Annotated in this window: 16 protein-coding genes and 1 tRNA gene; 7 read left to right on the forward strand and 10 right to left on the reverse strand. The window is 74.4% G+C overall.

Annotation, left to right across the window (positions count from 1 at the left end; all coding sequences use genetic code 11):
- The first annotated feature begins 589 nt into the window (after window positions 1-589).
- The 3 genes from CRP29_RS03300 (at window position 590) to mscL (ending at window position 2,082) form a co-directional block, all read left to right on the forward strand.
- Window positions 590-901, forward strand: coding sequence for an FmdB family zinc ribbon protein (locus CRP29_RS03300; protein WP_097193596.1), 312 nt, complete (start codon window positions 590-592; stop codon window positions 899-901).
- Window positions 902-985: 84 nt separating this feature from the next.
- Window positions 986-1,603, forward strand: a complete 618-nt coding sequence (gene cpaB, locus CRP29_RS03305; RefSeq protein ID WP_097193597.1) for a Flp pilus assembly protein CpaB — start codon at window positions 986-988, stop codon at window positions 1,601-1,603.
- Between the two features lie 41 nt (window positions 1,604-1,644).
- Complete coding sequence (gene mscL / locus CRP29_RS03310; protein WP_097193598.1) at window positions 1,645-2,082, forward strand: large conductance mechanosensitive channel protein MscL; 438 nt, start codon at window positions 1,645-1,647, stop codon at window positions 2,080-2,082.
- Window positions 2,083-2,100: 18 nt separating this feature from the next.
- Here the strand turns inward: mscL and CRP29_RS03315 are convergent, their stop codons facing one another.
- Window positions 2,101-2,796, reverse strand: coding sequence for a YbaK/EbsC family protein (locus CRP29_RS03315; protein ID WP_217991434.1), 696 nt, complete (start codon window positions 2,794-2,796; stop codon window positions 2,101-2,103).
- Window positions 2,797-2,862: 66 nt separating this feature from the next.
- Between CRP29_RS03315 and CRP29_RS03320 the strand changes: the two genes are divergently transcribed.
- Window positions 2,863-3,219, forward strand: coding sequence for a VOC family protein (locus CRP29_RS03320; protein ID WP_176522807.1), 357 nt, complete (start codon window positions 2,863-2,865; stop codon window positions 3,217-3,219).
- Window positions 3,216-3,614: a PaaI family thioesterase gene (locus tag CRP29_RS03325; protein ID WP_097193600.1), complete on the forward strand. Its 399-nt coding sequence runs from the start codon at window positions 3,216-3,218 to the stop codon at window positions 3,612-3,614. Before CRP29_RS03320 ends, CRP29_RS03325 begins: the two co-directional genes overlap by 4 nt.
- Before the next feature lie 10 nt (window positions 3,615-3,624).
- Here the strand turns inward: CRP29_RS03325 and CRP29_RS03330 are convergent, their stop codons facing one another.
- The 7 genes from CRP29_RS03330 to CRP29_RS03360 form a co-directional block, all read right to left on the reverse strand.
- Window positions 3,625-4,539 (reverse strand): MSMEG_6728 family protein, encoded by a 915-nt coding sequence (locus CRP29_RS03330; RefSeq protein ID WP_097193601.1) that lies wholly within the window; start codon window positions 4,537-4,539, stop codon window positions 3,625-3,627.
- Window positions 4,540-4,577: 38 nt separating this feature from the next.
- Window positions 4,578-4,883, reverse strand: coding sequence for a biopolymer transporter Tol (locus CRP29_RS03335; RefSeq protein WP_097193602.1), 306 nt, complete (start codon window positions 4,881-4,883; stop codon window positions 4,578-4,580).
- The gene (locus tag CRP29_RS03340) at window positions 4,880-5,728 is read right to left on the reverse strand and encodes an NAD-dependent protein deacetylase (RefSeq protein ID WP_097193603.1); all 849 of its coding nucleotides are present in this window, start codon (window positions 5,726-5,728) and stop codon (window positions 4,880-4,882) included. The genes CRP29_RS03335 and CRP29_RS03340 overlap by 4 nt, the downstream gene beginning before the upstream one ends.
- A 38-nt stretch (window positions 5,729-5,766) precedes the next feature.
- Complete coding sequence (locus CRP29_RS03345; protein ID WP_097193604.1) at window positions 5,767-6,213, reverse strand: SRPBCC family protein; 447 nt, start codon at window positions 6,211-6,213, stop codon at window positions 5,767-5,769.
- A gap of 33 nt (window positions 6,214-6,246) precedes the next feature.
- On the reverse strand, window positions 6,247-7,266 hold the full coding sequence (locus CRP29_RS03350) for a hemolysin family protein (protein ID WP_097193605.1): 1,020 nt from the start codon (window positions 7,264-7,266) through the stop codon (window positions 6,247-6,249).
- Window positions 7,263-8,663: a hemolysin family protein gene (locus CRP29_RS03355; protein WP_097193606.1), complete on the reverse strand. Its 1,401-nt coding sequence runs from the start codon at window positions 8,661-8,663 to the stop codon at window positions 7,263-7,265. Before CRP29_RS03355 ends, CRP29_RS03350 begins: the two co-directional genes overlap by 4 nt.
- Window positions 8,664-8,864: 201 nt before the next feature.
- The gene (locus CRP29_RS03360) at window positions 8,865-9,140 is read right to left on the reverse strand and encodes a hypothetical protein (RefSeq protein WP_245852365.1); all 276 of its coding nucleotides are present in this window, start codon (window positions 9,138-9,140) and stop codon (window positions 8,865-8,867) included.
- Between the two features lie 187 nt (window positions 9,141-9,327).
- On the opposite strand from CRP29_RS03360, the gene CRP29_RS03365 reads away from it, so the two are divergent.
- Window positions 9,328-10,293 (forward strand): helix-turn-helix transcriptional regulator, encoded by a 966-nt coding sequence (locus tag CRP29_RS03365; RefSeq protein WP_097193607.1) that lies wholly within the window; start codon window positions 9,328-9,330, stop codon window positions 10,291-10,293.
- A gap of 15 nt (window positions 10,294-10,308) precedes the next feature.
- Here CRP29_RS03365 and CRP29_RS03370 read toward each other — a convergent pair whose 3' ends face one another.
- Window positions 10,309-11,490 (reverse strand): serine hydrolase domain-containing protein, encoded by a 1,182-nt coding sequence (locus CRP29_RS03370; protein WP_176522808.1) that lies wholly within the window; start codon window positions 11,488-11,490, stop codon window positions 10,309-10,311.
- A 21-nt stretch (window positions 11,491-11,511) separates the two neighbouring features.
- Window positions 11,512-11,587: transfer RNA gene (locus tag CRP29_RS03375), tRNA-Arg, on the reverse strand.
- A gap of 181 nt (window positions 11,588-11,768) precedes the next feature.
- Here CRP29_RS03375 and CRP29_RS03380 point away from each other — a divergent pair.
- The gene (locus CRP29_RS03380; RefSeq protein WP_097193609.1) at window positions 11,769-12,089 is read left to right on the forward strand and encodes a GNAT family N-acetyltransferase; all 321 of its coding nucleotides are present in this window, start codon (window positions 11,769-11,771) and stop codon (window positions 12,087-12,089) included.
- Window positions 12,090-12,093 lie beyond the last annotated feature (4 nt).

The following is a 12,093-nucleotide window of genomic DNA, read 5'->3' on the forward strand; positions in this document are numbered from 1 at the left end:
TCGGCACCACCGGCCCGAACCCTGGAGGAGAAGACCGTGGCGACCTAATGGATCAGTGCTCGAGGCACGACATCCCACCGGCCATCCGCTCCTCCTCGCTCACCGGCGGGGGCACGATCTAAGCGTGGGCCTCGACCAACGGACCCGGGACTGGCAGTGCTCACCCGCCGGCGGCTCGGACACCCGATCCTGGTCCAGAAGCGACCGGATGCAGCCCCATTAGGGACACCGACCCACACGGCGGCTTCGAGGCCACCCTCGCGGCCTCCTACAGGGCCGCCAGACGCCTCCGCCTGCGGCACGACATCCCACGACGCTGCCTACACACCCGCCCGCAGGGCTGACGACGGCTTGCGCCAGCGTCACCGGCGGTGCATCGACCGCAAAGCCACCCTCACGGGCGCAGAGCTGACCCTCGCCGCCGCAAAGCCGCCCACGGGTGCTGCCGAAATCAGACCCTCGCGCAGCGCAAAGGTGACGCTCGCCGACAGTCGTGGACGGGCGGGCGCGTGATGGCGCATCATTGGCAGTCGCCGGGTGCGAGTGCCAGCCCGGCGCCCACCTCCGCTCGACCAGGGAGCCCACGCACGTGCCGACCTACCAGTACGCCTGCACCAACCCCGAGGGAAAGCACGAGTTCGAGCTCGTCCAGTCGTTCACCGACGCCGCGGTGACCGAGTGCCCGCAGTGCGGAGCGCCCGTCCGCAAGGTCTACGGCTCCGTGGGCGTCGTCTTCAAGGGCTCGGGCTTCTACCGGACGGACAGCCGCAAGGCGTCCTCGGCCACGGAGACCGCCTCGACGAGCAGCTCCTCCTCCGACAGCAAGCCGGCCGCCGCCGCGCCGGCGGCCGCCAGCGCGCCGGCCTCGACGTCGGGCAGCGGGGCCAAGGCCGCCGACTGATCCGGTCGGTCCACAGCCGACCGGTCCGTCCACAACCTCGGCGCGCGGACCCCGCGCAGCCCGCGGCAGCAGCAGGCTCGCTGCATGCCGCGCCTGCGCCGACCCCGCTCCCCGGCCGCTCTCGCCCGCCGGATCGCCGCCGTGCTCCTGGCCGTGACCGCCGTGGCGCTGGCCGTGCGGCCCGGTCCCCCGGCCGACGCGGCCACCCCGGAGGCGGTGCCCGTCGTGGTCGCCGCCCGCGCGCTCGAGGCCGGCCGGGCGCTGGCCGCCGGCGACCTGACCGTCGGCCGCTACCCCGCCGGCACCGCGCCCACGGGCGTGGTGCCCGATCCCGACCTGCTGATCGGTCGGGTGCTCGCCGGCGCCGTGCGGCCCGGCGAGCCCCTCACCGACGCCCGGCTGGTCGGCCCGGGCCTCACGGCCCTGCTCCCCGAGGGGGAGGTGGCCGCCCCGGTCCGCCTCGCCGACCTCGCCGTGGCCGCGCTGGTGCGCACCGGCGACCGGGTCGACGTGCTGGCCACCGCGCCCGGGGCGGCGGAGGCCGAACTCCTCGCCGCCGGGGTCCGCGTGCTCGCCGCGGGCGGCTCCGGGGACGACCCGGCCGCGGGGCTGCTGCTGGTCGCCGTCGACACGCCGACGGCGGCGCGACTCGCCGCGGCCGCGACCGGTTCGACGCTCACCGTGAGCCTGCCGCCACCGTGAGCCCTCGTCAGCAGCCGGGGGAACCCTGTTGGATGTCGCCCATGATCAAGGGATTCAAGGACTTCCTCCTCCGGGGCAACATCGTCGACCTCGCGGTCGCCGTCGTCATCGGCACCGCCTTCACGGCACTCGTCGCCGCGTTCACCGCGTCGTTCCTCGAGCCGCTGATCGCCCTGATCGGCGGTGGCGGGGTGAACGGCGGATCGGTCGAGGTGGACGGTCAGTTCTTCACCTGGGGCGCGTTCCTCAACGCGGTCATCACCTTCGTGCTGACCGCGGCCGTCGTCTACTTCGTCGTCGTGCTGCCCATGAAGGCGCTCATCGAGCGGCGCAAGCGCGGCGAGGAGGCCGGCCCGTCCGAGCCCACCCAGGTCGAACTGCTGGTCGAGATCCGCGACCTGCTGCTCGCGCAGCAGGGCCAGGGCCCCGGCACCGACCCCTCCGGCCCGGGCACGACGTCGCTCCCCGGCCAGCTCTGACCCCGAGCTGACCCGGGGTCAGTCGCTGCCCCAGTGCGGCGGCCGGTCCTCGAGGTAGCGCCGGTCGCTGTCGGAGGTGTCGGCCGGCCGCTCCCCCCAGCCCACGTCGCTGTCGTCCGGTGCCCGGAGGCGGACGGGGGCCGGCGGCGGGGGCGCGGACGTCTCGACCACGGGCTGCCCGAGTCCGTCGAGCACCTCGGCCGACGGCAGGCCCGCGAGCACCGTTCCCGGGACGGCGAGCTTGCTGCCGCGCGTGCCCGAGCCGACCACCACGAGCCCGGCCGCGGCGACGGCGGCGTCGACCAGCACCGGCCACGACGCGGGCAGCCCCACCGGCGTGATGCCGCCGTAGGCCATGCCGCTCTCCGTGACGGCGACGTCCTGCGGGGCGAACGAGGCCTTCCGCGCGCCCAGGTGCCGGCGGACCAGCCCGTTGACGTCGGCCCGGGTGGTGGCCAGCACCAGGCAGGCGGCCAGCGCGGTCTGACCGGCGCGGCGGGTGGCCACCACCACGCAGTTCGCCGACGCCTCGGCCGGGACGCCGTAGGCCTCGGTGAAGGCGGCGGTGTCGGCGAGGTCGTCGTCGATCTCGGCCACCCAGGCCGGGCCGGTCAGCTGCGCGAGCGCGGCGGCGACCGGCGCCCCGAGCAGCTCGGGGTGCTCGGCGGCCGGCAGCCAGGTGAGTGTGCCCAGGACGGGCGGGGTCGGAGCCACCCCACGATCCTGCGCCAGCGCCGGCCGGGGCTGCCTCCGGGGGTCGGACGGGCCAGGATGGATCCCATGATCGGCCAGCTGCACTCCGTCGTCATCGATGCGCCCGACGCGCACGCCCTCGCGCGCTTCTACGCCGACCTGCTCGGGATGGAGGTGAAGGGCGAGCCCGGTGACGACTGGGTGGTGGTCACCGGCGCCGGCTACCGCATCGCCTTCCAGCAGGCCCCGGACCTGCGGCCGCCGGACTGGCCCGACCCGGAGCGCCCGCAGCAGTTCCACCTCGACATCCGCGTCGCCGACATCACCGAGGCGGAGCCGAAGGTGCTCGCGCTGGGCGCCCGGCGGCTGCCCGGCGAGGGCGGCGACTTCCGCGTGTACGCCGACCCGGTCGGCCACCCCTTCTGCCTCGTGTGGGACGCATGAGCGAGCCCGGGCAGGCGCCGGCGTTCGTCCGCGCCATGGGGCTCACCACGACCGAGGTGAGCGGCACGCGGGTGACCGGCACGGCAGAGCTGGGCCCCGAACACCACACCCCCTGGGGCGTCGTGCACGGCGGCGTCTACTGCGCGATCGTCGAGACCGCCGCCAGCGTCGGCGCCAGCACCGCGGTGAAGGATGCCGGGCAGTTCTCCGTGGGCGTCAACAACAGCACCGACTTCGTCCGCTCGATGACCGCGGGGCGGGTCGACGTCGTCGCCGAGCCGGTGCAGCAGGGCCGCACCCAGCAGCTCTGGCAGGTGACGCTCACCCGGGAGGACGGCAAGCTCGTCGCCCAGGGCCGGGTGCGGCTGCAGAACATCCCGCTGCCGGGGGCCTGACCCGCTCCGGTCAGCCGAGGACGGCGGGGTCGAGCACGACCGAGAACAGCGCGCGCGGGTCCTGCAGCGTCGCCGGCGGCCGGGCGGCCGAGCGCGGGACCACCCGGTCCCAGCGCGCGGCCCGGCGGTGCGGCAGCAGCTCGCGGCCCTGGAACAGGTAGTCGCCGACCAACTCGCCGAGCAGCAGCCCCGCCCCGTTCTCGATCGGCAGGCCCACCGGGTCGCCCGGGCGCAGCTCGTCGAGGAAGGTCGACAGCTGGCGCAGGTCCTTGGCCGGCCGGCGGCCGGAGATCTCCTTCGACAGGTTCCGCAGCTCCGCGGGCCCCAGCCCGGTGGCGTCGACGTCGATCCCCGACTGGGTGCCCAGCCCGATCACGCCGGCGGCCAGGCAGGCCCCGAGCTCGTTGTGCGCCCGCGGCCGCACGACCCAGACGCGCACACCCTCGGGCTCCGGGCGCGGGGGCAGCTCGTCGGGCCCGGGCCACAGATAGGGCAGGTCGTCGGGCTCGGGGCCGAACAGCTCGGCGAAGCGGGCGCGGTAGAAGTCCGGCTCCTTGGCCACCAGGTTGGACCGGTGCGAGCGGTGCAGCTCCTCGTTGCCCACCCAGGACGGGAGCAGCCCGGCCGCGGCCAGCTCGGCCTGGGGCACGCCCACCACCTCGGGGGCGAACTCGCCGATCAGCGTCTCGGTGCTGTCGGCGAACCCGCGCTCGCGCCAGCCCCGCACCATCGCCAGCCCGTAGCCGACCAGGGCGGGGGTCCGCCCGCGCCACATCGCGACCGCGGGGTGGCTGGCCCAGCCGTAGTCGGGCAGCTCGAGCGCGCGCAGGATCTGCAGCGTCTCGACCCGCTGCTTGCCCAGCCGCGGGGAGTCCAGCAGCCGCGCGCTCTCCTCGAAGTCGGCCACCGGCACGAAGGTCTGCATCGCCCCCATCCTGACCGAGCGGGGCCCTGCCCGCCGGATCAGCCGCCGAGCGAGCGCAGCGCCTCCTCCCAGCGGGCCCGCCGCTCGTCGTCGGACTGCTCCCACCACGCGGTGCCCCGCTCCCCCAGCCCGGTCTTGGCCAGCTGAACCCGCGCCCGGGCGGCGGCCACGGCGTCGGCGTCGCCCGCCTTCTTCGCCGTGCGCACCCCGGAGCGCCCCACCCCGAGGTGGTGCAGCAGCTGCTCGCGGACGTCGTCCGGCAGGCTGGGGTCCGCCGTCCGCCAGCGCCGCCCGTCGACCACGATGTAGCGGCCGTCGTCGGTGCGCTCGACCTCGCGGGTCATCCGGCCAGGCGGGCGGCGAGCGCCGGGAGCACCTCGCCCAGCGGGGCGTCGACGCGGACGTCGGCCCTGGTGTCGCCGCGGGTCGGCCCGACGTTGACGATGGCCACCGGGATGCCGAGCTTGGCCGCGTGCAGCACGAAGCGGTAGCCGCTCATCACGGTCAGCGACGAGCCGAGCACGAGCAGGCTGCCGGCGTCCTCCACGAGGGCGAAGCAGCCGTCGACGCGGTCGCGGGGCACCGTCTCGCCGAAGAAGACGACGTCGGGCTTGAGCAGGTCCGCGCCGCAGGCCAGGCACTCGACCATCACGAAGCCGTCGAGCACCTCGTCGGGCAGCTCGGCGTCGCCGTCGGGGTTGATCTCGTCGACCCGCGGCCCGAAGTCCGGGTTGGCCGCGCGCAGCCGATCGTCGAGCACGCCCCGGTCGGCTACGTCGCCGCAGCCCAGGCAGAGCGTGCGATCCAGGCCGCCGTGCAGCTCGACGACGTCCCGCGCGCCCCCGGCCTGGTGCAGGCCGTCGACGTTCTGGGTGATCAGCCCGCCGACCAGCCCGGCCGCCTGCAGCCGGCCCACGGCGCGGTGCCCGTCGTTGGGCCGGGCCGCGCGCATCTGCCGCCAGCCGACGAAGCTGCGCGCCCAGTACCGGTGCCGGCCGCGGGGATCGCGGGTGAAGGTCTGGTAGGTCATCGGGGTGTGCCGCCGCAGGCTGCCGGTGGCGCCGCGGTAGTCGGGGATCCCGGAGTCGGTGGACAGCCCCGCGCCGGAGAGGACGACGGCGTCGCCGTCGCCCACCAGGTCGGCCAGGGCGTCGAGCGAGGCGGCGACGGCGGGTGGTGCGAGGGTCACCGGCTCATGGTCCCCGCCGATCGGCCTCCGCGCCCGGATCAGCCGGCGGCGAGCTCCGCGTCGAGGCGGTGCAGCAGGTCGACGTAGACCCGGCCCAGGCCCTTGGGCGCGAAGGTGCGCTCGAAGAAGCCGCCGATGCCGCCGGCGCCGTCCCACGTCGTGCGGACCTTCACCGTGGCTGCGCCGGCACCCTCGGGCAGCACCGTCCAGGTGGTGACCATCGAGGAGTTCCGGTCGGTCTCCACCAGGGTGCCGATCGCGGGCTCCGTGACGTCGATCAGCTGGTCGCGGACGCGCTTGGAGGTGGCGGCGAACTTCCAGTGCACCGCCGTGCCGGCGCCGTGCCCGCCGCTCTCGACGCGGTACTCGCTGAACTGCACGGGCAGGATGCGCGGGCGGACCGTCTCGTAGTCGGCCAGCGCCCGGCTCACCTGCTCGGCGGATGCGGAGATGATCTTCTCGGCGTGCACGACGACCTGGCTCATGCCGTCATCCTCCCGTGCGGGCCCGCGCCCGGCTCAGGCGGTCGTCACCTCGCGCCGCGGGAACAGCCGGCGCAGCACGTCGGCCAGCGTGACCACCCCGACGACGGCCTCGCCGTCGACGACCACGGCGAGGTGGTTGCGGGTCTCGCGCATCGCCTTGAGCGCGGCGTGCACCGTGGTGCCCGCGTCCAGGCTGAACACCGGGCGGGCGAAGTCGGCCACGGGGGCGTCGTCGGCCGCGGCGAGGGTGTCGCGGACGTGCACCACCCCCGCGATGCGCTCGCCGTCACGGGTGAGGATCCGCAGGTGGCCGCTGCGCCGGGCGGCCGCGCGCACGTCGCCGGCGGTGCCGCCGGTGGGCACCCACGTCAGCGGCGTGCCCGGGTCGACGAGTTCGCGCACGGTCAGCTGCTCCAGCTCGAGCACCCCGGCGATCTGCTCGGAGAAGCTCGCGTCCAGCGCCCCGACGTTCGCCGAGTGCTCGACCAGGTGCCGGAGCGCATCGGGGCTGTGCCCGACGGCCAGCTCGTCGACGGCGTCCACGCCCACCCAGCGCAGCAGCCGGTTGGCCGCGGCGTTCAGGGCGCGCAGCAGCGGCCGGAAGACCGCCATGAACGCGCGCATGGGCACCGCCAGGAGCGTGGCCGAGCGCTCGGGGTGGGCGATCGCCCACGACTTGGGGGCCATCTCGCCGACGACGAGGTGGATGAAGGTCACGATCAGCAGGGCGAGCACGAACGCGGCGACGTCGGCGGCCACCTCCGGCAGCCCCCAGTCGGTGAACAGCGGCGTCAGCCAGTGGTGGACGGCGGGCTTGCTGATCGCACCGAGCGCCAGCGTGGCGGCGGTGATGCCCAGCTGCGAGCCGGCCAGCAGCAGCGTCAGCTCCGAGGAGTTGCGCAGCGCGGCGCGGGCGGCGCGACTGGTCGGCGCGGCCTCCTCGAGCCGGTGCCGCTTGGCGGCGAGCGCGGCGAACTCCACGGCCACGAAGAACGCGCTCAGCGCGACGATGACGACCGTCGCGGTCACGACGACCCAGGGGCTGTCGCTCATCGGGTCGTCTCCTCGGTGCCGGCGGCCGGCTGATCAGCGGGGGCGGTGCGGTCGGGCAGTTCGAGGCGCACGCGGGAGGGGACGTGCCGCTCCACCTCGAGCACCTCGACGTGCAGGAGCCGGGGCTCCGGGTCGTCCTCGTGCACCAGGTCGCCCGGGTCCGGGGGCAGCTCGACGGCGAGGCGGGTGCCCGGCTCGGGCAGGGTGCCGGCGGCCGCGATGACCAGGCCGGCGATGGTCTCGTAGTCCCCCCGCGGGAGGTCGATGGCCAGAGCCCGCTCCACCTCGTCCACGTGCACGTCGCCGGACATCTCCCAGACGCCGTCGCCCTCGAGCGGCACGTAGCCGGGATCGTCGTCGTCGTGCTCGTCGGTGATCTCGCCGACCAGCTCCTCGGCGAGGTCCTCGAGCGTGATCACGCCGGCGAAGCCGCCGTACTCGTCGATGACGCAGGCCATCTGGTTGCCCGAGTCGGCGAGCTCGCGCAGCGCGTCCGGCAGCGAGGTGAACGTGGAGACGACCAGGCACGGGCGGGCCATGGCGGTCACCGGCGCGTCGTCGGGCGCCGTCGTCGTCAGCAGGTCGGCGAGGTGCACGACGGAGACGACGTCACCGGTCTCGGGGTCGAGCACCGGGTAGCGCGAGTGGCCCTGGGCCATCAGCTCGCGCAGGTGCCCGATCGTGTCGGTGGTGGCGACCGTCCCCACCCGCGGGCGGGGGATCATCGCGTGCTCGACGTGCCGGTTCGGGAAGTCGAGGATCCGGTCCAGCATCATCGACAGCTCGGCCGGCAGGTTCCCGCTCTCCCGAGACTCCTCCAGGATGTGCTCGAGGTCCCGCGCCGTGGCGGCGTGCTCGACGTCGTGCACCGGCTCGATCTTCAGCGCCCGGAGCAGCAGGTTCGACGCCTGGTCGAAGACCCAGACCAGCCAGCCGAACACCCTCAGGTAGAGCACGGTGGACGTCGCCAGCCAGAGCGCGACCGGCTCGGGCCTGGCGATGGCGAGGTTCTTCGGGAAGAGCTCGCCGAAGAGCATCTGCACCAGGGTCGAGAAGAGCAGGGCCAGCACCGCACCGATGCCGACGCTCACCCCGGACGGGACGTCGACGCCGCCGAGCAGCCCGCCGATCGACTCACCGATCAGCGGTTCGGCGACGTAACCGACCAGCAGGCCGGTGACGGTGATGCCCAACTGGGCGCCCGAGAGCATGAACGAGGTGCGGCGGGTGACGGACAGGGCGCGGGTCGCCGCGGGGTTCCCGGAATCGGCGCGGGCGGCCAGCGTCGAGCGGTCGACCGCCATGTAGGCGAACTCCTGGGCCACGAAGTACCCCGTGACCACCGTGATGCCGAGCACCACGAGCACGCCGAGCAGGAGGGACAGGAGATCGGTCACCGGCCACGCACCCCCTCATCGGGGCAGGGAGTCGTGGCCTGGGGACTGTGACTTGTACTCATGTCTCTCTTCGACGAGGGCGCGGGCGCCGAGGGGCGCTCGCGGGGAGACAACGGACGGATGCGGCGCCGCGTTCCGGGATCCGAGAATCAGTGGGAATCGTCTCCGCCGCCGTGGAACCGGGTCGGCGACGGCGCGGCCTCAGCGGGTCAGCGCGCAGCAGATCCAGCAGAGGGGCCACTCGTCCCCGGCGTCGTCGGGCCAGCGCCAGTCGGCCGGGTCCAGCAGCACGACCGGCACCAGGCAGACCGCCCGGCCGAGAAGGAACCCCGCCCCGTCGACCGCGTGCAACCGACCCGTCGGCATCTCCACCGGCTCGCCCGACCACATCTGGGTGCCGAACCCGTCGGCGCCCACGATCCACGCGGACCGGCCGGTCTCCCGCCGGTCGGCCCCCTCGTCATGACTGGTCGTCACCGCCGCACCTCCGCGAGCCCATGACCGCACGCCCGGCGGATGCGCGGCAAGGAGCACCCGGTCGGACCTCGTCCGGCGGCCCACGCACCGCGCATCCCGGACCACCCGGGCCGCCGATCGGTCAGGCGCCCGCCCGGCCGAGCGGGGACCATGGGAGCGGGCGCAGCGGATCGGAGCGGAGGGCGACATGGACAGCGCGGTCCAGCGGTTCGAGGTCGCCACCCGCGACGTCCTCCGCGCGCACGAGTCCATCCGGGACACGTTCGCCGGTCACCGGCTGCTGATCCGGGGCAGCCAGGAGGGCTTCCGCTACCGGCAGACGACGGCGACCAGCGGCGACCTCGCCGTCGACTCGCTGCTGCACACCATGGGCGTGCGCGAGGAGGTCGACCCGATCGACGCCGTGTGGATCGGGCTGATCGCCGGCGGCCAGCTCCAGGTGGGCCATGCCCGCGAGCAGGTCAGCGGCACGGCCGGTGAGGTCCTGCTCTTCCCCCAGGGCGTCGACTTCACCTGCGAGTGGCCGCTCATGGACCTGCGGGTCGTCCGGCTGCCCACCCATGAGGTCGCCCGCCGGGCCGCTGAGGTCGCCGGGGTCGATCCGCGGGACTTCCGGTTCCGCGGCCTGGCGCCGATCTCCCCCGCCCTGGCCCGGTACTGCGCGAACACCATCGGCTACGTGCACTCGCTCTTCGCGGGCGACGACGCGACGATCGCCGAGCCGCTGGTCCGGGCCGCGGCGCTCGACTCCATCGCGGCCGCCGCGCTGGCCACGTTCCCGCACAACGCGACGGACGACGAGGCGGCGCGGTCGGTCGATCACGGCACACCGGCGTCGGTGCGGCGCGCTCTCGAGCTCATCGAGGCCCGCGCCCACGAGCCGCTCACCCTGCACGCGATCGCCGAGGGCGCCCGCGTCGGGCCGCGGGCGCTGCAGGAGGCGTTCCGCAGGCACCGCGGGACGACACCCATGGCCCACCTCCGGGGCACCCGCCTGGACCGGGCGCACCGGGAGCTGCAGGCCGGCGACCCCGGAGAGGGCGTCACCGTGACCGCGGTCGCCGCCCGCTGGGGGTTCCACCACCGCGGCCGGTTCGCCGAGGAGTACCGCCGCCGCTACGGGCGCAGCCCGCAGGAGACGCTGCTGTCCTGACGGTCGCGGGCGCCGCTACCGGGCCGCCGTGATCGCGGCCTCGACCGGCTCGTACAGCTGCGCGGCCAGCGTCGCACCCAGCCGAGCGTCGGCCTCGAGCACGAGGTAGCCGCCGAAGCCGCCGTCGAGGTCGAGCCACGGCACCGCGCCGTAGGCGCCGGGGTCGGTGATCCGGCTGCTGCCGTCCCGGTCGATCCACCAGCCGAAGCCGTAGCCCGTGCCCGTCATCGTCGCGCCGGCGTAGGTCTCGCCGACCCGGTCGGTGTGCATCCGCTCGACCGACTCCGGCTCCAGGACCTGCGTGTCCCCGCACCGGCCGTCGCGCAGCTGCATGAGGAGCAGCTCGGCGTAGTCGACCGGGTCGATGTACAGGCCGCCCTCCATGTGCGGGTTCTCGGTGGGCGCCAGCAGGCCCGGGTCGCCCCCGAACTCGTCCGGGTACCCGGACAGGCCCTCCCCGATCTGGGTCCAGTGGTTGTTGTAGCCGAGCGACTCGACGCCGCACGGCTCGACGTAGGTCTCCTCGAGCAGCTGCGACCACGGCTTGCCCGACACGGTCTCGGCCACGGCCCCCGCGATCTGCCACTGCACCCCGCCGTAGCGGAACTCGGTGTCCGGCGGCACGATGTCGGCGTCGTCGCCGGGCGTGGCCCAGGCGGTGGCCGCGCAGTCCTCGAGCTCCTCCGCGGGCAGGAACTGGCAGACGTAGGGCCCGTACGCCGGGTTCGGCAGGAGCCCCACGAGGCCGGAGCTGTTCGACAGCAGCTGGGCGACGGTGATCCCCGGGTTGGCGCCCTCCGCCCACTCGACGTACTCGGCGATCGGCTCGTCGAGGTCGAGCAGGCCCTGGTCGGCGAGGCGGACCAGCACCCCGGCGGTGACCATCTTCGAGGCGGAGGCGACCAGCGAGACCCGGTCGGCGTCGAACTCCCCGAAGTACTGCTCGTCGATGATCCCCTCGTCCTCGTCGACGATCACCAGGCCGGCGCCGTCCAGCCCGTTCTCGGCGAGAAACGCCTCGACGATCGGCGCGACCGCCGAGAAGTCGTACTCCCGGGCGGGCGCCGTCGACGTCGCCCCGGACGCCGAGGGATCCCCCGCGCCGGCGGCGTCGTCGGACGAGCACCCGGCCGTCAGCGAGGCGAGCAGGGCGAGGACCCCGGCCGTGGACCGGAGCCGGGTGCGGGAAGAGATCACGGGGCGACTCTGCCGCGAATCTGGTGCCCCCGGCAGGATTCGAACCTGCGACACACGGTTTAGGAAACCGATGCTCTATCCCCTGAGCTACGGGGGCCTCCGCGCGACGCACGCGCGCGGGACCGACGGCGCAGAGGCTATCGGGGGCGCTCGGGGAACCCCCGCCCGACCCGACTCGTCGTATCGAAGAGAGACGAACCGGTTCCCAGGCGTTACGGTTCTGCGTCACACGTCGAGCTCCGGCAACGGTGCCGGAGATGACGGAAGGTGGATCTGACATGGAGACCTCGGTGGTCGACGTCCCCGAGCGGGGACGCTTCGAGATCCGGCAGGGCGAGCGGGTCGTCGGGCTGGCCAGCTACCACGTGGACAACGGCCAGATGACGTTGCCGCACACCGAGGTCGACCCGTCCGTGGGCGGCCAGGGCATCGGGACGACGCTCGTCGCCGCCGTCCTCACCGCTGCCCGGGAGCGCGGCCTGACCGTGCTGCCCTACTGCTCCTTCGTGCGGCGCCACATCCTCCAGCACCCCGAGTTCCTCGACCTCGTCGCCGTCGACGACCGCCCGCACTTCGGCCTGGAGACCGTCGACCGCTGAGCCG

This window comes from Blastococcus aggregatus, assembly GCF_900221005.1.
GTDB classification, from domain to species: Bacteria; Actinomycetota; Actinomycetes; order Mycobacteriales; family Geodermatophilaceae; genus Blastococcus; species Blastococcus aggregatus.

Excerpts from the sequence above, each read along its gene's own strand:
- cpaB (WP_097193597.1), top strand. The coding sequence starts at position 986 with ATGCCGCGCCTGCGCCGACCCCGCTCCCCGGCCGCTCTCGCCCGCCGG.
- mscL (WP_097193598.1), top strand. The coding sequence starts at position 1,645 with ATGATCAAGGGATTCAAGGACTTCCTCCTCCGGGGCAACATCGTCGAC.
- CRP29_RS03320 (WP_176522807.1), top strand. The coding sequence starts at position 2,863 with ATGATCGGCCAGCTGCACTCCGTCGTCATCGATGCGCCCGACGCGCAC.
- CRP29_RS03325 (WP_097193600.1), top strand. The coding sequence starts at position 3,216 with ATGAGCGAGCCCGGGCAGGCGCCGGCGTTCGTCCGCGCCATGGGGCTC.
- CRP29_RS03330 (WP_097193601.1), bottom strand. The coding sequence starts at position 4,539 with ATGCAGACCTTCGTGCCGGTGGCCGACTTCGAGGAGAGCGCGCGGCTG.
- CRP29_RS03335 (WP_097193602.1), bottom strand. The coding sequence starts at position 4,883 with ATGACCCGCGAGGTCGAGCGCACCGACGACGGCCGCTACATCGTGGTC.
- CRP29_RS03345 (WP_097193604.1), bottom strand. The coding sequence starts at position 6,213 with ATGAGCCAGGTCGTCGTGCACGCCGAGAAGATCATCTCCGCATCCGCC.
- CRP29_RS03350 (WP_097193605.1), bottom strand. The coding sequence starts at position 7,266 with ATGAGCGACAGCCCCTGGGTCGTCGTGACCGCGACGGTCGTCATCGTC.
- CRP29_RS03365 (WP_097193607.1), top strand. The coding sequence starts at position 9,328 with ATGGACAGCGCGGTCCAGCGGTTCGAGGTCGCCACCCGCGACGTCCTC.
- CRP29_RS03380 (WP_097193609.1), top strand. The coding sequence starts at position 11,769 with ATGGAGACCTCGGTGGTCGACGTCCCCGAGCGGGGACGCTTCGAGATC.